Below are 19,742 nucleotides of genomic sequence, written 5' to 3'. Positions count from 1 at the left end.
GGGAGGCTTGTTGCGCTAGCAAGCACGATAGATACTTCCAATAACTATTATAATAGAATAGAGGATTGGGGCAAGCGGGAGGAGCTGATCCAAGATCAGGATCACTTTCCACTAGAAAAATTAAAAGCCTCTCATACCGGCGGGGCACATTCCTATATTATGCTAACAGGATAGAGGGACTGCGGAGATATTGAAAAGGCTTGGAACATCAAGGTAAGATGGGAGGCAGGCGCATGAATCTTTCTCAGCTGGAAAACTATTTTGTCGATTACGACGTCAAAGACGAGCTGAAGCAGCATGTGTACGGACGTTCGATCGAGGCTTTCGCACGCGGCGATCAAGCCCGTGACGCGATCGTCAGCTGGGATCAGTTGGAAGCCAGAAGAACGCAACTTCGAGGCAAATTTATGGAAGCGATTGGCGGAATTCCCGCCTGCGATACCCCTCTGAATCCGAGAACGACCGGTAGGGTACAAGGGGAAGGTTTCTCCATCGAAAAAATCATGTTCGAGTCCAGGCCGCAAACCTATGTAACGGCGAATCTGTATATCCCGGACGGCCTTGACTCGCCCCGAGGGGCCGTGCTGTTCCTTTGTGGACACGATCGTGAAGCGAAGCATTCCGAAGAATACCAAACCGTATGCCGGATTCTCGTGCATAGCGGGCTTGTCGTACTGGCCGTCGACCCGATCGGCCAAGGCGAACGCTTCAGCTATTACGAAGCGGACACCGGGGAGCTTACGGTAGCGGACGGCATCGTGGAGCATGAGTATGCGGGCATGCAATGCTTGCCGCTCGGGGACGGACTCGCAAGATATTTCGTGCATGATGCGATGCGGGCCATCGATTACTTGACGACCCGTCCCGAGGTCGATCCAGCCAGAATCGGCGTGACGGGAAACTCCGGAGGCGGAACACAGACGAGCATGTTGATGCTCGCGGATCCACGCCTGGCGGCGGCCGCTCCGGGCACTTTCATCATGAGTCGGCAAAGTTATTTGATCACGGGCCAAGCCCAGGATGCCGAGCAAGTCTGGTTTGGCATGTCCGCCGCCGGCCTTGACCACGAGGACATCCTGCTGGCGATGGCTCCTCGTCCGGTACTGGTACTGGCCGTGACGAACGATTTTTTTCCCATTGAAGGCACGCATCGAACTTTCGAGCGGACCAAACGATTCTGGGAGATGTATGACTGCGGAGACAAGCTTGCGCTTGTAGAAGACGATTCCCAGCATAAGTATACGCTGCCGCTGGCAGCAGCGGCAGCGCAGTTTTTCAGCAAACACTTGTTGGAGCGTCCTGCAGGCGGTACGGGGGGAAAGGCCGGATTACTGGAGCAACGTTCGCTCTGGTGTACGAAGAGCGGGCAAGTGAGGGGAGAAATTCCGGGGGCGCGCGGGGTCCACGAAGAAGTGCTCGAACATTTGGAGGTCCTGGGGCAGGCTCGTAAGCGACAGTCCCCCGATGCCCGGAAAACCCTTGCTCTGGCTTGGCTGAGGGAGAAGGTGTTCACCGGCCGCCAAGAGAGTCCGTTATACCCGCGATTTACAAGGCTCGGACAACTGAATGAGCTGAGCGTTCAGAGCGTAATCTGGTGGAGCCAAGCGGGGATGCACGGCCATGCCTTTCTTTTCCGACACGTGAGGGAAGAGGGAGGCGACCTTCCGGTTACGATCGGGTTATGGGAGCACGGTACCCGCGACTTGCAGCATCATCTGCCGGCGATCCGGCGCATCTGCGAGAGCGGAAGGCAGCTGATGGTCCTCGATGTATCGGGGAGCGGGGCGCTTATGCCGAATGCGATTAACCGATATGACCTCTATGCCTTCTTTGGTACCGTTCACAAGCTGACGGCCGATTTGTTCTGGCTGGGCGACAGCTTGGCGGCCATGCGTGTCTACGAGGTAATCCGCGCTCTGGAGGTAGCGGAGCAGCTGACTCAGAAGCATAAGGGAGACATTCCGTGCTACGTCACGGATCGTTTCAGCCTTTATGCCCAGCTCGCCCAAGCCCTTGACCCGAGAATAGCCGGTATCGAGGGGCAAAGCAAGGTAGACAGCGTCAGCTCGTGGGTTAAGGCACGCTATTACGACGACTACAACCACATCGGCTTGGTCATTCCGGGGATGCTTCGCCACTTTGATCTGAAGGATATTGGAGATTGATTCCCGAATAGGATGCGTGGGCTCATTTTACGCGTTATCTTTATAATTTGAAAAAGATTGGTTCAGGACGTATATATAGTTCAACCTGAGCCGGTTTATGCTTCTCCAACAACTTAAACATCCTTATTCGACCAAAAGGGTTAGCACTGTGGATAATGATCTTTTTTGCATATATCTTATGGGTGACCATGTACTTTACAAGCTCATATCCACTGGGTCTACCAAAGCCTAAATCATGATCGAGAGAAAGGGTATTAACCTTTTTCAAGCTAATTAACTTAATACATGCCTCTACGGTTCTAACTAAAATAAAGCCTTTCGGACATGGACGCATATCGTCTAAATAAACGTTAATCATTAATAATCGCCTCTTTCTGTCTTTACTATATGAAGAGGCCGAATAATAATCTTGGACGGTAGGGCCTTTGTTACAATGACCCTGTTTATGAAGGGATGCCTCCCTTATATGTTCGCCTGTTGCTGCAGACGAACGTACAAGGGAGGCATCCTTTTTCTTTTCTGAGATAGCTTCGTTTAGCTGTTTGCTAAATGAAGGATCCGCTGATTCACGTTTTCTTTCCATACCCCTCCATGATAACAAATGACGGTTTGGATGTCGTAAGGAAGGAATTTTTTTAACGACCTTTTCGCCAGATCCGCATCCACACAGTTGTCAGGTGCAATGAACCTCCCGTCTTCGATCATAAAAGCGTCTCCTGCAATAAGGAGTTTACTTCGTTTAAGATAAAGGCTGATATGTCCCGGAGTATGGCCAGGGGTATGAATGACGATGAGTCCACCGAGAATAGGAAGCTCTTCTCCATCCGCTATGGTTTGGTCCACTCTCGCTTTTGGCGGATTTTCAAACACTTGAAGAATCGCTTTGCGTCTTTCGGGCGGAAATTCAGCAGGGATCCGAGCGCTGATTTGACGGATGAAATCGGGTGTTACTTTCAGTAACATTCGGTCTCCTTGGATATAGGGTTTTTCTTCCTCAGCGGCAAGCACGTCGACAGGGTGAGAGAATTCGTTCAGCAACTCCGGCAATCCGCCGATATGGTCCAAATCCTGGTGGGTAATAATGATTTTGCTAAGCTTTGAAAACGGAATTTCTGCCCTGGTCATCGCTTCCTTGAAAGCGGACAATTGGTTCGGGATTCCCGCATCTACCAAGACGGCTTCGTGATCGTCCCAAATCAAAGTCGGATGGTACACTTCCGGTTTACCTCTAAAATTCGTCGAGATCTCAACAGTTTCCACTCCATCAATGGCTTTCATCTTTAGTATCATCTCCTTTACAAACAGCTTACCCTTGATCTTATATAAAATCTAATTTATTATAAAAATGATTATCATGAATTATATTAATGAATGGAGATCGAGGATAATGGAACTGACTCAGTTAAAATATTTTTTAACAGTGGTTCGACTCCAACATGTGACAAAAGCATCAGAAGCTTTATCCATTACTCAGCCGGCATTAAGCCATTCCATATCCAAATTGGAAGAGGAATTGGGTGTGCCGTTATTTGAACGTAGCGGACGGAACATCAAGGTAAACCGATATGGACGAATGTTTGCCGATTCCGTAGAACGTACGCTGCTCGGGTTGGAAGAGGGCAAACAAGCGCTTGAGGAATACTCGAATCCCGAGTCGGGTGTAGTCAGCCTTGCCTATCTGAATATACTTGGTGCGGAGCTCGTGCCGAAACTAATTCGAGGATTTCAAGTGCTTTGCCCGAAGATCCGATTTGAGCTCGTACAAGGTAACCACAAAACTATAGGTAAGCATATGGAAAACGGTGATTGCGACCTTATGATTTCATCCATAAAGATGGAGTCGGATGAGTACGGATGGATTTCGTTAAAGACAGTTCCCTTATATGCGGTGGTACCCGTGACTCATCATTTTGCACAGCGGGAGGAGCTCCAATTATCGGAATTAACCGGTGAACCGTATGTGGAAGTAAAGCATTATTGCGGGCTGAAAACAACGCTGGAGACGTGCTTCCTTCGGGCCGGTTTCACTCCAACTTCATCTTATGAAGCGGAAGACTTAATGACGGTAGTTGGCTTCATAGCGGCTGGTCTCGGTGTATCCATACTTCCTAAAACCAATGGTTTGATGCTGGACGGCCTTGCGTGGGTGCCAATAAAGGACGAAGGAAGCTTCTGTGAAATCGGCATGATCTTGAAAAAAGGTACTTATCTTACGCCGGCGGCAAAACGATTTTCAGAATATGTGAAAGGATGTTTTCCTAAAGCGCATGAGAAAACGAATGGATAGAACCTATGACAGCCACTTACGGAGTGGCTGTTATTTTTTAGGACAAAAGCTCGGTCAAGGCAACCATGTGAAAAAGATATCCTTTCTTTTATATGACACAAGGTGACATATATAAGGTCTATAATGGGTAGTAGATCAACGAAAGGAGTAAGATATCATGAAGCGAAAAATAATTTTAGATTTAGCCGTTACGTTAGATGGTTTTATTGAAGGGAAAAATGGGGAAGTGGATTGGTGCATTATGGACTCTGAGATGGGGTTTAATAATTTCTTAAATCAAATTGATACTATTATTTATGGAAGAAAAAGCTATGATCTGTGGGGACAATTTACTCCAGGAATTAAACATCCTGATTCTGAAAAAGAATTTTGGGAATTGGTTCATAGTAAAGAGAAATATGTGTTTTCCAGGACTCAAAAGGGGACGGATAATAAAGCAATATTCATAAATAATAATATTCTTGAAGAAGTAAATAAATTAAAGAATAAGCCTGGTAAAGACATTTGGCTATATGGTGGAGCAAGTCTTATTACAACCTTTGTAAATTTAGGACTTGTTGACGAATTTAGATTATCTGTTCACCCTGTTGTTTTGGGAGAAGGGAAACCGCTGTTTGTGGATATAAAACAGAGGTTGAATTTAAAATTGGTTACTACAAGAACGTTCTCCTCAGGCGTTGTGCAACTAATTTATCATTTTGATGGGTACTAATAATATTGCACATTCCCGTGATAAAAGCGTTAGTACCATAACAGCGGCAAGTCTAAGACTTGATTTTCTGGTCTTCGACCGCCGCTTTTTCACTGGGAAAGCTAAGAAAAAGGGAAATCGAGGTGGAGTCTATGAACGTCGAAGATATCATAATCAAAGGAGCACGCGAGAATAACCTGAAAAACGTGAATGTCCGTATTCCGAAGCGAAAAATCACCATCTTCACCGGCGTCTCGGGCTCGGGAAAATCTTCCTTGGTCTTCGACACCGTAAGCGCAGAAGCACAGAGGCAGCTTAATGAGACTTTTACCGCATTCATCCGCAACCGGCTACCCCGGTTTAGTCAGCCGGATGCCGATCTTATCGAGAACTTGTCTACGGCGGTTGTTATCGACCAGAAACGGCTCGGCGGCAACTCCCGTTCAACGGTCGGCACCATCACGGATATTTATGCCATGCTCCGGTTGCTTTTTTCCAGAATTGGCACGCCTTTTGCCGGCTCTTCCCATATTTTCTCGTTTAACGAACCGGCCGGCATGTGCCCGGAATGCTCCGGAGTCGGACAGGTGGTGCAGTTTGATGTGGATAAACTGCTCGACAGGTCCAAATCGCTGAATGAAGGCGCGATCCTGTTCCCCGTATTTAAAGTGGGAAGCTGGTACTTGAATACCTATACCCATTCCGGCTTGTTCGACAACGACAAGCGGCTTGCCGACTATACACCGGCAGAATGGGATACCCTCCTCCACGGCAAAGAAAGCAAGATCATATACCGCACCAAAGGCGGCGATATCGAATCGGATTATGAAGGTCTGCTGCCTAAGCTCACCCGCCTGTATTTAAAGCGAGACAGCAGCGAGATGTCAGATGCCAAACGCGAAACCCTTGACCGCTTTCTATCCTATAGCGAGTGTAACCTTTGCGGGGGAAGCCGGCTTAATCAAGTGGCCTTGGGCTGCCGGATTAACGGATACAACATTGCCCAATGCGCAGCGATGGAGATTGGCGAGCTAATACGTATGATGGAAGCTATTCGAGATCCTGTTGCCGGTCCGATGGTTAGCGGGATTCTGATCCGATTGAACCATCTGGTCTCTATTGGGCTGGAGTATCTGAGTCTGGACCGTCAAACCGCAACCTTGTCGGGCGGGGAGTCGCAGCGCATCAAGATGATCCGGCATCTGAGCAGCAGTCTTACCGACATGATCTACATATTCGATGAACCGAGCGTCGGACTGCATCCGCGGGATGTCCATCGTCTGAATGGCATGCTATGCCAACTCCGGGACAAAGGGAATACCGTACTGGTCGTCGAACATGACCGCGAAGTAATGGAGATCGCCGATTACATCATCGATGTCGGACCTCATGCTGGAACCCGCGGCGGAGAAATCGTCTACGAAGGCGATTTTGCGGGCTTGCTCCGCGCGGATACCTTGACAGGACGGTACTTAAAGCAAAGCCTGCCCTTGAAAACTTCAACCAGGGTGCCCAAGGGTCGGATGACCGTGACCGGCGTCAACCTGCACAATCTGAAGGATGTGACAGTCGATATCCCCGTCGGTGTGCTGACCGTGGTTACGGGAGTAGCGGGCTCAGGCAAAAGCACGCTGATTAACGGAGCATTCCTGCCGTTGCATCCGGATGCGGTTGTCATCGATCAGACGGCCGTGGGCACGTCCATCCGCTCCAATCCGGCTACCTACACGGGGATGATGGACGAGATCCGCCGGCTGTTCGCTGCAGCCAACAAGGTGAGCGCTTCCCTGTTCAGCTTCAACTCCAAGGGAGCCTGTTCCAACTGTCAGGGTCTCGGGATGATCTACACGGATTTGGCCTTTCTCGAGCCGGTAAGGACGACATGTGAAATATGCGCGGGTAAGCGGTTCAGCGATGAAGTGCTGCAGTATAAACTGAACGGAAAATCCATCAGTGACGTCCTCGGTATGACCGTACGGGAAGCTTCGGATTTCTTCAGCGGGAAGGAACTGCTCCGTCAAATGCGGATGCTTGAGGAGGTGGGACTCGAATACATAACGCTGGGCCAGCCTCTGAGTACCTTGTCGGGCGGGGAGTGCCAACGCATCAAATTGGCCGGGGAACTTCACAAAAAAGGCAACCTCTATGTAATGGACGAGCCGACAACCGGATTGCATATGTCCGATATCTCTCGTCTTATGAACATTATTAACCGCTTGGTCGACGGGGGCAACACGGTGGTGGTCATCGAACACAACCTGGATGTGATCAAGAGCGCCGACTGGATCATTGACATGGGTCCCGAGGGCGGCCACCGGGGTGGCCAAATTGTATTCGAAGGCACCCCTGTCCAGCTTGCTGCTGCTGAGCATTCGATAACGGGGGCGTATTTGCGCAAGGCAGAAATCGGCCAGGGAGCGTCTTCCTGATTGGCGAAAGGCATGGCATGGGCCATTCCCGGACATCCGCTAAGCCTAAAATGCCATTCACCATTAGCCACGGTGGGCAATTCACTAGATAACGAAGTAGTGAGTAAGCCAAAACCCAAACGAAAAATAAGACAATCTGAAGACAGAGATTAGTGAAATTAAAACACATCATCATATTGATGTGTTTTTTCACTTTCAAAATTTTCTCTGTATGGGGAATGGGATAAGGTTCTTGTCATTGAAAATTTCAAAAAATATTGGAAGAAAGACCAAAATTATTGGAAATTTCAGACTTTCCTCTGTGATACATTTACAGAGATTTCGCACGGTTAAATCCAGTGGAGTCTCAGTCATTTATACTTGGTAAGAGGAGAAAGGAGGAAGGAGCCGAGTCAGCGAATGCCCCCTGGTCAGGCAGAAACTATGGGTTTGGGAGGGATTGTATGAAAGCGCTTAAATTATTTCGGATGGTATTACCTGCACTTGCCCTTATGGTAGGGTGTTCAACGTTTGTTATGCAAAACTCCTCGGCAGAGGCAGCCGCACCAAACTCGGATTACTCACTAGAATATGAAGACAATTTCGATGGCGGGGTGCTGAATACGAATGATTGGTATTATCGCGCTTCCGATACCGTCCGGTACGGAGGTTACAGCCAGAAAGAAAACGTATCCGTGGAAACCGCAGACAATACCGGTTACCTGCGGATCGGTTACAGCAAGTGGGATGTCAACAACGACGGGGTGGATGACCTTGTCGGCGGCGGGGTTATGTCGAAACGAACCTTCGGATATGGCTATTATGAAGCGAAAATAAAATTCTATAATAACAGCCAGGGATTTCACCAATCCTTCTGGACAACCGGGTTGGGTTATTATACTTCCTATTCCAACCAGTACACCTACAACACGGATGCTACCAACGAACAGGTTCCCTGGAGCAACAGTATGCTGGAAATCGACGCGATCGAATTGGATTCGAGTTACAATTACGGAGCGGCCAATTTTCATTGGCATAAACCATCCTTCAGCACTCCCACGGGGGCAAACAAAAGCTATTCCTCCACTTACATGAATCTAAACAATTGGATCACGGTAGCCTTTGACTGGCAGCCCGGCGTGATCATCTACTACATTGATGGGGTAGAGAGGCATCGGGTCACATATACCGATACTCGTTACGCACCGCAGGAAGTATGGCTGAGCGGCTTGGCGAATAACAACTGGGGATCGGGAGTTCCTGATCCGACCGCCAGTATGAAGGTTGATTACTTCCGGTACTATACCAAACGCTACCCAGGGACGAACCTAATCGGAAACAACGGGTTTGAAACCATTGGCGGGAGCTACCAGATTGTTAATAATTGGACGGAAGTAAACGGGATTCCGGGACAGCCGGATACAGACGAAAGCAAAATTATAACCGCAACGGATGCCTATGAAGGAAGCTCTTATTTGAAGCATGAGAACCCTTCTAATGCCTATAACGTTACAACCAAGCAGAGGTTGGATTATATTCCCAACAGCACTTACCGTTTAACGGCATGGGTTAAGAGTTCCGGGGGCCAAGCGGTGGCGGCCATGAAGATCCAGAATGACGGCTCCACCCGGAGTGCCGTTATTCCAGCATCCAGCACCTGGACTAAGGTATCGATCGATAATATTGTCGTGACCGGTAATCGGGCGGATATTTCTTTTACTTCCAATGCGTCGGCAGGTCAATGGCTGCAGGTTGACGACGTCATTTTGGAGGACACCGTGCCGCCGTCAAGCCAAATTCTCGTCGACAATGGAGATGTCGGCTATGTGGAATCCGGTGTGTGGAACCCAAGCAGCCTGACGGGATATAACAACTCAGGGACTAGATATGCCGGAAGTTCTTTGGGCCCTTCCGTCAAATGGACTCCGAGCCTGCCGTCTTCCGGGAATTATGACGTCTATTTGTACAAAATCGTGAGCCCCAACAGCGATCCGAATGCCAAAATAGATGTCATTTATAACGGAGGTACGGATACTCAATATGTTAACTACACAAGCGGAAGCTCGGGATGGATCCATCTGGGCACGTACTCCTTCTTGTCTGGAACGGGCGGGTATGTCAAAAATACATTGAACACGGCTGGAACCTACGCAAGGGCGGATGCCGTAAAGTTCGTGCCGGTAGAAGTTATAGTAGACAACGGGGAAGCGGGATACTCCGAAACGGGGACTTGGTACAACAGCAGTTTGACAGGGTATAACGGATCCGGAACCCGTTATTCCGATAACCTTGGTTCCCATACGGCCAAATGGGTGCCTAATCTCCCCATCCAAGGAAATTATAGAGTATACCTTTACAAAATTGTGAGTTCAACCGGTGATCCCAATGCCAAAATCGACATTGTCCACCAGGGTGGAACTCAAACGGTTTATGTAGATTACTCGACGGGTACGTCCGGATGGATGGATCTGGGACTATATGCCTTCGACTCGGGAACCGGCGGCTATATTAGGAATTCCTTGAATACCCAATATAAGAATGCCCGGGCCGATGCCGTTAAGCTGGTGAGGGTAAATTAGATTATTTGAAGTAGATCCACAAAGCAGAAGGAACGGGGAAGACTGCCGGTCATGTTACCACAGTCTTTTTCCTGCTTAAGGAGGAAAGTTGGTCAGTCGTTTCTTCCTATTCGACCACTGAAATTATGTATATATTTTGTTTGCTTTTCTGCATGTTTCCAATTGGGATCGGGTGTTACATTTACGGTAGCCGGAACTAGCAGCTGGGAGGAAATGATATGTTTACGAATCTTTCGAAACGTCACAAGGCAAGTACGCAGATCCTTATAGCGGGGGGAGGCATGTCCGGCATAACCGCGGCCCTTGCAGCGGCCCGGTGCGGCTCCAAAGTCATTCTATGTCATAATCGACCTGTGCTCGGCGGAAATGCTTCCTCCGAAATCCGCATGCATATTCTCGGTGCCTGTATACGAGGCAGGGCCCTGGAAACCGAAGGACGCGAAACCGGAATTTTGGAAGAAATTATGCTGGAGTGCGCGGTTCGAAACCCTCAGGCCTCCACTAGCATGCTGGATTTAATCCTGTACGAAAAGTGCCGGGCTGAGCCTAATTTAACCCTGATGCTGAATACGTCCGTGACAGGCGTAATAAGGAAAGAAGATCAGATTCAGTCCGTTCTTGCTGTCCGGGAAAGCACGGAGGACGAATTCGAGATAGAAGCGGACTTGTTTATCGATTGTACGGGGGATGGCCGGTTGGGCTATGAGGCGGGCGCCTTGTACACGACCGGTAGAGAAGCGGAGGACGAATACAAGGAAGCGGGAGCGAACGCCGAGCGGGATTCGTACCGTCTCGGTTCCTCGCTGTTATTTACCACCCGGGATATGGGCAGGCCCATGCCCTTTCAAGCGACGCCATGGGCCAAACGATTCGACGAAGAAGACCTGAAATATCGGCCGCATGACGCGTGGGAATACGGGTACTGGTGGGTTGAATTTGGAGGGACACTGGATACGATCAAGGATAATGAGCGGATCCGCGATGAACTTCTGGCCATTATGCTGGGAGTCTGGGACCATATCAAGAACAGTGGGAATCACCCCGAATCCGAGAACTGGGCGCTGGATTGGTTCGGCTTCCTGCCCGGCAAGCGGGAATCGCGCCGTTTCCTCGGCCATCATATGCTGACTCAGAACGACATCGAACAAGCGGTCGACTTCCACGATACGGTTGCTTACGGCGGTTGGTCGATGGATACCCACCCGCCCGAAGGCATAGCGGCTAAGGACCGTGATCCTTGCCATCAGCCGCTTACCCCCTACATGTACAGTATTCCTTTGCGAAGCATGATCTCCCGCAATATCCGGAATCTGATGTTTGTGGGACGCAATCTTTCCGCTACCCATATTGCTTTTTCGAGCACGCGGGTTATGGCAACCTGCTCCGTTATGGGACAGGGGGCAGGCACGTTTGCCGCGTTGGCGCTGGCGAGCGGGAAACCGTTCGAACAAACCTGGAGCGATCCCGACATCCTGATCATGACTCAGCAGAGCCTGCTTCGCCAGGGGGCTTACCTGCCTGGGAAGAAGCTGCTTGACCGGAACCTTGCCGCCGAAGCGGACATCCGGGCTTCCTCCGAACAGGAAAACGGAAAAGCGGTTCAGGTGGCGGACGGTTATTCCCGGGCGGACCATGGCCCGCGGGGCATTCGGCCGGATCTCGCGGAGCCGGGTACCCACCGCTGGATGTCGGACCCTTCCGACCGCGCTCCGTGGCTCGAGTGCTTATGGGAAAAGCCTGTCTCCATCTCTCATCTCACCATTGTTCTGGACACGGGACTTCACCGCTTTTTGACCCAAAGCCATCAAGCCAGCTTTTTCAAACATATGGCCTGGGGACCCCAGCCGGAAACGCTGAAGGAATTTAAAGTAATGGTGGAGAGGAATGGAGAATGGGAGCAGGCGGCCCATATCAAGGACAATTATCAACGTATGGTAGATCTGCCTGTCAGACTGGAGGGAGTAAACCGTTTGCGGCTCGAAGTGTTGTCCACCAACGGACTGGATCATGCCCGGGTTGTCGAACTCCGGTGTCTGCCCAATAGGAGGAGTCAAGAATGACAAGTATAGTCACGGTTCCAGCACATTTGAAAGGCTATGAAGAATTATACCGCACCGATCCGAGAGCAGCGTCGCTTCAATGGTTTCAAGATGCTAAATTTGGACTCTTTATTCATTATGGGCTATACAGCATCCCGGCCCGCGGCGAATGGGTGATGTACCACGAGAAAATTCATGTAGCGGGTTATGAAAAGCTCAAGGATGAATTTACGGCGGACCAATTCGATGCGGAGGCTATCGCCGATCTGGCTGTGGAAGCCGGTATGAAATACATCAATTTGACGACGAGGCATCATGACAGCTTCTGCTTGTTCGAGTCGCAGGAGACCGATTTTCACAGTGTCCATTCCCCGGCTAAACGGGATTTGGTGGCCGAGCTGGCTGCCGCCTGCGAGAAAAGAGGATTGGGGTTATTCCTTTATTACAGCTACGGAATCGATTGGCGTCATCCTTATGCTCCTAATAACGACAGCGGTGTGTATTGCGCCCGCCCGAATTACGATGAGCCGGAGCCCGCTTATCTGGGCAGGACCGATGCCGATGTGAGAAAGTATGTGGATTTCATGCACAAGCAGCTGACCGAGCTGTTAACCAACTATGGAAGTGTCGCTGGAATCTGGTTCGACCTCATCACCGCTTGTTATTACCGGCCGGATCTGTTTCCAGTACAGGATACGTATGACCTGATCCGGGGTCTTCAACCCCATTGTCTTATCTCCTTCAAGCAAGGCGTGAACGGTGATGAGGATTACATGTCGCAGGAGATTCATTTTGTTCCGCTGAAGGACCGGTTGATTCAAGGTGGCGCATCCGAAGAAGCGGTGAGGATGTCGGAAGAGGTATGGCAGAAGCATATCACCAAATGGAATGAGGTCTGTACCATCCTGCAGAATAAGGGATGGGGCTATATGGAGGGGGCCGGTCACAAGAGTGCGGACGAAGTGATGGATCTATTGGCCCGAACGCTAGGCAAGCGCTGCAATCTGCTCTTAAACATCGCCCCGGTTGGCAACGGTGCCCTTCAACCCGTGGAAGTCGAAATCCTTCGGGAAGTCGGCCGCAGAATAGCTGGAAACGGCTGGCCGGAACCCGTTACAGAAGAGGCACCAGCCTCACAAGTGGATACAGGGGCAGGGGCCGAATAAGAGAGAGGGAAGGTGATGAGAATGAGAGTCCGGGAATCCTTTGACAAGGATTGGCTTTTCCATAAAGGCGATATCCCGGTTCAGACCGCAGTGAAAGCAGGAATGACGGGCGGCGTCACCGACTGCAAGAAGAACGGGCAGGGCGAGTGGCTGCTTATCGCCTACGCGGACAAAGAGAAAGATGCGGACGAAGGCTCCATAGAGTGGCAGCCGGTCACGCTTCCCCACGATTGGGTAGTGGAAGGCCAGTTTGTGAACGATCCGACGATCGGCAGCCGTCCCGCCAGCCATGGCTATCTGCCGACAGGGATCGGCTGCTATTTGAAGTCGTTCGACATACCGGAAGAGGATTTAGGGAAGAAGATAACCCTGCATTTCGATGGGGTGATGAAGAAGGCGACGGTCTGGGTTAACGGTCATCTGTTAGGCACGAACCAGAGCGGATATTCAAGCTTTTATTATGATCTCACCCCGATGCTCCGTTATGGGGACGAAGGACGGAACGTGGTATTCGTCAAAGCTGATGCGGAGGAGTATGAAGGCTGGTGGTACGAAGGAGGCGGTATCTATCGTCATGTATGGCTGCAGAGAACTGGCCGGCTTCATATCGCCCACCATGGAGTCAACATCACGATTCCTACGGTTACCGATACAGAGGCGGAGACGGTGGTTCGAACCGTCATTCATAACGAGGAATTTAGCAAGCAAGCTTGTGAACTTATTACCAGGCTGTTGAATCCTGACGGGGTTATTGTCGCAGAAGAGCGGCGTAAGGTCGATATCGAACGCTACGGTCATTTGGAAGTAGAACAGCGTTTACAGGTATCCCATCCCAAACGATGGTCTCCTGAAAAGCCCAATCTGTACACCGCCTTAACGGAACTTCGGAAGGATGGACAAATCCTGGACCTTTTGGAGACTCCTTTTGGCATTCGGACGATTGAATTTACGGCCGATATAGGGTTCTTGTTGAACGGCAAGCCCTATCGGATCAAAGGAACATGCAATCACCAGGACTTTGCAGGGGTAGGAGTCGCTCTCCCGGACCGGTTGATCGAGTACAAAATCAAGCTGCTGAAGGAAATGGGCTGTAACGCCTATCGTTCCGCTCACCATCCGCCTACCCCTGAGCTGTTGGATATTTGCGACAGGCTGGGCATGTTGGTGATGGACGAGAACCGCAAGCTGGACTCCTCACCGGAAGGTCTAGCCCAGCTGAAGAATCTCGTTTGCCGGGACCGGAACCATCCGAGTGTGATTCTGTGGGGCTTGGAGAATGAGGAGATTCTGGAGGGGACGCCAACGGGCGCTCGAATCCTTAGAGAACTTGCGGAAACGGTGCGCCGGTTGGATCCGTCGCGTCCTGTACTAGCCGCAATGAATCATGGCTGGACGGATGGAGAGTACAGCGAACAGGTTGATATCGTAGGGTACAATTACGGCCAGCGTGTCATCGGCTATCGGGGGACGGACCGTCCGGGACAGTACTTAACGGACAAGGAGCGCTATCCCGAGCGGCTTATGATCTGCAGTGAATCGACGAGCAGCACGACAACGCGCGGAATTTACGAGGACGATCCCATCCGAGGGTATTGTTCCTCGTATGAGACAAGCATGCCCGTATGGGCGTGCAGCCATGAGAAGTCGTGGCAGGATCTTTTAGCCTATCCTTTTCTGACCGGCATTTTCGTGTGGACCGGATTCGATTACCGGGGAGAGCCAACGCCTCACGCATGGCCTTGCGTGACCTCGCATTTTGGCATTATGGACCTGTGCGGCTTTCCCAAGGATGCCTACTATTATTACAAATCCGTATGGACCGACGAACCGACCATTCATCTTATGCCTCATTGGAACTGGCCGGGGAAAGATGGACAGATGATTCCGGTGAGGATCTGCACGAACGCCGAGCAGGTAGAACTGATCTTAAACGGCCGCAGCCTGGGGGTGCGGGAGGCCGCTACAGCTTCTTATTTGGATTGGGATGTCCCTTATGAGAAAGGCTCTCTCTACGCGGCAGCTTATTCGAACGGGCGTCGGATCGCAGAAACCGCGATAGTGACGTCCGGGCCCCCGAACCGGATTGAACTGGTGCCCGATCGGGATTCGATGAATGCCGACGGGGTGGATGTGCTTGTTTTGCGGGCTTCGGTTGTCGATGCCCAAGGGTGTATCGTGCCAACCGCCGATCATGAAATCGAATTTCATGTAGCAGGAGCCGGAAAGCTAATCGGAGTCGGCAACGGGAATCCAAGCAGTCATGAATCGGATAAGGGCACTATTAGACGTGCTTTTAACGGGCGCTGTCTGGCCATAGTGCAGTCAACCGGAGAGGAAGGAGTCGTTGCCGTTACCGCAAGTGCCACCGGGCTGCTTAAAGGGTCTTGTAAATGGAGCGCAGTCACGATTATAAGGAGGTGATCAAGGAAGTAAAGCGTTCTTAATTTGGGACATCTTACCAAACAAAGGAGGAAAAATTCCATGGGCAATCGATGGATAAGCAGGTGGATAAGCAGATGGATGATTTTCATTCTTTTAGTTAGCTTTATGCTGCCGGCCGGGAAGATGCACGCCGAACCATCTGAGGTAAATCTTCTTCTGAATAAACCTGTATCCGCTTCCAGTGAAATGACGACCAATCCTGCCAAATGGGCCGTCGATGCAAACGGGGGATCTTATTGGCAGGTCAAAGAACAAAAGGGAAGTATCTGGCTGACGGTGGATTTAGGAGAAGTGATCACCTTCAACAAGTTCATGGTCTCCCTATACGGATACCCGAACTTCTCTAAATTCATCATCCAGTATTCCAATGATGGGGTGCAGTGGGCGGATGCCTATACCAAAGAGAATGCCTCCTCCTTGGAAACAGGGATTTTCGCGGATGTTTCGGCCCGGTATGTAAGATTCTTTGGTGTCATTAAGAACAACACCACCTACGTGGGCCTGAGGGATTTTCAGGTATACCACCTGGACCCGGAAACGGCTGTCCATCTGGCGGAGCTAAAGGTGTCACCCCTTCCTTTCTCTGTCACTTATCCTACCCAAACGGAATTTACAGTCACACCGCCGGAAGGATCCGATCAACTCACCGTCGAGGCGGTTCCCGGTGTAGAAGGACAGAAAGTCACAATAGACGGAGAGGAAACGAACTCCAAGACCCTCGATCTATCCCTTCTCCCGAACAATGTGAGCAGCCAAACCGTTGATATTGCGGTAACGGCAAGGAATGGCCGAGTTACCCAAATTTACTCGCTTGTCATCATGATTCCGATTCCCGAAGAAGCTCGCTTGAAGGAGATTAAAATTCAGCCCATCGGAAAAACGATTACCGCTCCTGCCGAATACCAGCACGAAGTTCAGATTCCCGAAGGGATCCATTCGGTGAACGTGGAGGTGACCCCGTCCCAACCGAACCAAACGATCCTCATTGAGAATACTGTGGGAACCTCGAGCCCCATTGTCATTCCGGAGGACGGCCACAAGACGGTTTCCATCACCGTGCGTTCGGAGGATCTGTCCGTACAGCGCACCTATACCTTGTTCCTGGTTTCCCCTCCGCCGGCGAGAGACGATTATGACCTGCTGTATGAGGATCATTTCCAAGGAAACTCATTAAACGAGAACGATTGGAGCTACCGGACCGACTCCCGGTTCGGCGGGTACAATCTTGCCCAGAATGTCAGGGTCGCCCCGGACGTAGACGGGAACTCCAATCTTTATATCGACTTCAAGTATGAAGATTATAATCATGACGGCAAAATGGATTACACCGGCGGAGGCGTCATTTCCCGGCATAACTTTGGATACGGCTACTACGAAATCAGGACTAAGCTTTACGGCGGCTCCAAAGGACTTCACCAATCGTTCTGGACGATGGGAACGAATAATGGAAATGACATCATGCCGGTTAACAATACCGTGCTGGAAATTGACGGATTCGAGGTGGATTCCGGCACTCCCGGACACATTGGCTCCAATACTCACTATTACATACCGAATCCGAATCCTTTAGGCGGTCCTTCGGTTGATGTGGATACGACCCAATGGTTTACGATGGGCTATGAATGGCTGCCGGACCGGGTGAATTATTATGTTAACGGTCATTACTATGGAAGCGCGGCCAATGGAAAATACTTTGCTCCACAGAATCTGTGGCTGACGGCCCTCGCCACTCCGGACGGGTTTGGCGGCGCGGTTCCTCCGCTTCCGGGAGCCGCCATGCAGGTGGATTATTTCCGCTATTACGGAAAAAATCTCGATGGAGTGAACCGGATCGGGAATGCTTCCTTCGAGTACAATTCCACCACCAAAAATGCCCAGGATCCGGTAAGCTGGATGGAGACGGGGGTTAAAACCGCCAGCCGTGTGATCGAAACGGACTCTCACTCCGGCAAATACTCTCTGGAACAGGGAGGCGCGACCCCCTACAGCGCAGAGACGATGCAGAATCTGGAGTATCTCCCGAATGGAACCTACCGGGCTACAGCATGGGTGAAAAGCTCAGGAGGTCAACAGGCAGCCAGACTGAAGCTGTCCGGTACAGGAAGCGGCGATCGTTATGTGGATATCCCGCAAACAGACCAATGGATTCCCATCACGCTGGATAACATCGAAGTGAGCAGCCATCAAGCTGTGGTTATCGTGAACTCGAAGGGAGAGGGGAACCAATGGCTTCGGGTGGACGATATCCGGCTGGAAAGGGTAGGACTGGAAGATACGGAAGCCCCAGAGATCCAGGCCTCCGTTCTTCCGAAGCCTAATGAGTGGGGATGGAACAACAGCGACACAGCTGTGTCCTTTACCTGTCTGGATGCGGCCAGTGGAATTGCGGATTGTACGCAACCCGTTAACGTGGAAACCGAAGGGGCCAATCAACGGATCACCGGTAAGGCCACGGACCATTTCGGGAATCAGGCCAGCACCAGCGTAGTGCTGAATATCGATAAAACGGCACCAACGGTTACGCCCCTCGGAAACACCGTGACTTATGAGGTCTATGAGGAGGTAAACATTACCTGGAAGGCGGAGGATGGCTTATCGGGTATAGCTTCCGAAGCCCTGCCTGAGATAGCTGGACCCGCCTATCAATTTCTGCTTGGTGAGAACAGCTTCACGGCCACGGCGGTGGATAAAGCCGGGAATGCAGCAGAAGCCAAGACCGCTTTTACCGTAAGAGTAAGCTATGAAGGAATCGCCCAATTAACCGAAAAATTCCTGGAGAAGAAGGAGCTTGCCCCATCCTTTACTGCCAAACTGAAAGCGGCTGAGAAACTGGGGAGAGATGGTAATCGCAAGGCCCGGGACCAGGTTCTGGAAGCTTATCTTCATGAAATTGAGGCACAAACAGATAAAGCCATTACAAAAAGCAATGCGGATGTCCTCATCCGACTGGCTGAATATATGAAAGAGCAGGCGCTCTAAACGATAGAGGGGTCAGAGCATACAATGCTCGGATCCCTTTGTTTGTATAAGAAGGTTACGTTCTTTCCCGGTATTCACTCGGCGTCATGCCGGTCAGCTGACGGAACAGCTTGGAGAAATAATGGATGGAGGAAAATTGATACTTCTCCGCAATCTCCGTAATGCTTAGACCTGAACCTTGGAGCTCCTCCTTCGCCCGGTTGATCCGGTAGCGGTTGACATACTGGATAGGAGACATTCCAGTCGTCTCCTTGAACAGAGAGAAGAAATACCCGCGGCTGAGCCGGCATTTTCGGTAGTATTCTTCCAAGGGGAGGACTTGGCCGTGGACCAGATCCTGGTCCATCTCTTCCAGCAGCCTGACGATGCGCGGATCCGGGATATGCTCATCCTTTAGCACGAAAGATAGGAAATGACCGATAAAGTCCTGGAACTGGCTCTGCACCTTCAAATGGCGGAAATAGGTCCGGTCGTTAGGAAATTCATTAGGCGTATAGAAGAGCTCGAAGCGTTCGACCCACTGCCAAACTTTATCGACCTGGGTATACTCCGGGATGGTGTAGGGAAAGGCCGGGCCGACAAGGGCGGAGTTCAGTTTGGAAAGGTCATAGCAAATGATGTGCGGATGATCGTGCTGTGCTTGGAGGGGAATATGGTGGGCCCAATCGAAATAGCAGCATACATGCACCATCGGGTCCTCCGGTTCGGCAATCCAATCGTGCGGCTGTCCGGCGGGAATATACACCAGGGCTCCTGGATAAGTTTTATAGGTTCGCCCGCATGTGGTAAGCCTACCCTTGCCTTCACTTATTAAATAGAGGGAAGAGGAATAGCACATTCTGGAACGGCTTGCTTGACCAGGAGCAAAAGGAAAACGGGTTGCATAATGAACGTAGGGATGAAGCTCCGCTATTTTCATGCCTTTACCTCATCTTCAAAGATTGATAGGACTATTGTATAAAAATATACCGATTCTGCAAATACAG

The 19,742-nt window shown here is 50.7% G+C and carries 12 protein-coding genes; 9 read left to right on the top strand and 3 right to left on the bottom strand.

Annotated elements, in window-relative coordinates:
* Positions 1-233: 233 nt before the first annotated feature.
* Positions 234-2,165 (top strand): alpha/beta hydrolase family protein, encoded by a 1,932-nt coding sequence (locus MJA45_RS13665; RefSeq protein ID WP_315607801.1) that lies wholly within the window; start codon positions 234-236, stop codon positions 2,163-2,165.
* Positions 2,166-2,205: 40 nt separating this feature from the next.
* On the opposite strand, the gene MJA45_RS13660 is transcribed toward MJA45_RS13665, so the two are convergent.
* Both MJA45_RS13660 and MJA45_RS13655 read right to left on the bottom strand, forming a co-directional pair.
* Positions 2,206-2,748: a cyclic-phosphate processing receiver domain-containing protein gene (locus MJA45_RS13660; RefSeq protein ID WP_315607800.1), complete on the bottom strand. Its 543-nt coding sequence runs from the start codon at positions 2,746-2,748 to the stop codon at positions 2,206-2,208.
* Positions 2,700-3,443 (bottom strand): MBL fold metallo-hydrolase, encoded by a 744-nt coding sequence (locus tag MJA45_RS13655; RefSeq protein WP_315607799.1) that lies wholly within the window; start codon positions 3,441-3,443, stop codon positions 2,700-2,702. The genes MJA45_RS13660 and MJA45_RS13655 overlap by 49 nt, the downstream gene beginning before the upstream one ends.
* A gap of 109 nt (positions 3,444-3,552) precedes the next feature.
* Here MJA45_RS13655 and MJA45_RS13650 point away from each other — a divergent pair, with 109 nt between their 5' ends.
* The 8 genes from MJA45_RS13650 (at position 3,553) to MJA45_RS13615 (ending at position 18,756) form a co-directional block, all read left to right on the top strand.
* Entirely contained in the window at positions 3,553-4,452 is a 900-nt protein-coding gene (locus MJA45_RS13650; protein ID WP_315607798.1) for a LysR family transcriptional regulator, read from the top strand.
* 157 nt (positions 4,453-4,609) lie between these two features.
* Positions 4,610-5,164 carry a dihydrofolate reductase family protein gene (locus MJA45_RS13645; RefSeq protein ID WP_315607797.1) on the top strand — a complete coding sequence of 185 codons (555 nt, stop codon included), beginning with the start codon at positions 4,610-4,612 and terminating at the stop codon, positions 5,162-5,164.
* Positions 5,165-5,295: 131 nt separating this feature from the next.
* Entirely contained in the window at positions 5,296-7,572 is a 2,277-nt protein-coding gene (locus MJA45_RS13640) for an excinuclease ABC subunit UvrA (protein ID WP_315607796.1), read from the top strand.
* Positions 7,573-8,165: 593 nt separating this feature from the next.
* Entirely contained in the window at positions 8,166-10,130 is a 1,965-nt protein-coding gene (locus tag MJA45_RS13635; RefSeq protein ID WP_315607795.1) for a golvesin C-terminal-like domain-containing protein, read from the top strand.
* Positions 10,131-10,348: 218 nt separating this feature from the next.
* Entirely contained in the window at positions 10,349-12,190 is a 1,842-nt protein-coding gene (locus MJA45_RS13630) for an FAD-dependent oxidoreductase (protein WP_315607794.1), read from the top strand.
* Positions 12,187-13,335: an alpha-L-fucosidase gene (locus MJA45_RS13625; RefSeq protein WP_315607793.1), complete on the top strand. Its 1,149-nt coding sequence runs from the start codon at positions 12,187-12,189 to the stop codon at positions 13,333-13,335. The genes MJA45_RS13630 and MJA45_RS13625 overlap by 4 nt, the downstream gene beginning before the upstream one ends.
* Positions 13,336-13,350: 15 nt before the next feature.
* Positions 13,351-15,756: a beta-galactosidase GalA gene (galA, locus tag MJA45_RS13620; RefSeq protein ID WP_315608017.1), complete on the top strand. Its 2,406-nt coding sequence runs from the start codon at positions 13,351-13,353 to the stop codon at positions 15,754-15,756.
* A 60-nt stretch (positions 15,757-15,816) separates the two neighbouring features.
* Positions 15,817-18,756, top strand: coding sequence for a discoidin domain-containing protein (locus MJA45_RS13615; RefSeq protein WP_407083131.1), 2,940 nt, complete (start codon positions 15,817-15,819; stop codon positions 18,754-18,756).
* Positions 18,757-18,811: 55 nt separating this feature from the next.
* Here the strand turns inward: MJA45_RS13615 and MJA45_RS13610 are convergent, their stop codons facing one another.
* The gene (locus MJA45_RS13610; protein WP_315607791.1) at positions 18,812-19,675 is read right to left on the bottom strand and encodes an AraC family transcriptional regulator; all 864 of its coding nucleotides are present in this window, start codon (positions 19,673-19,675) and stop codon (positions 18,812-18,814) included.
* Between the last annotated feature and the right edge of the window lie 67 nt (positions 19,676-19,742).

It is taken from the genome of Paenibacillus aurantius, assembly GCF_032268605.1.
In the GTDB taxonomy this organism is placed as follows: Bacteria; Bacillota; Bacilli; order Paenibacillales; family NBRC-103111; genus Paenibacillus_AO; species Paenibacillus_AO aurantius.
This window is presented reverse-complemented; position numbering and strand designations above follow the sequence as displayed.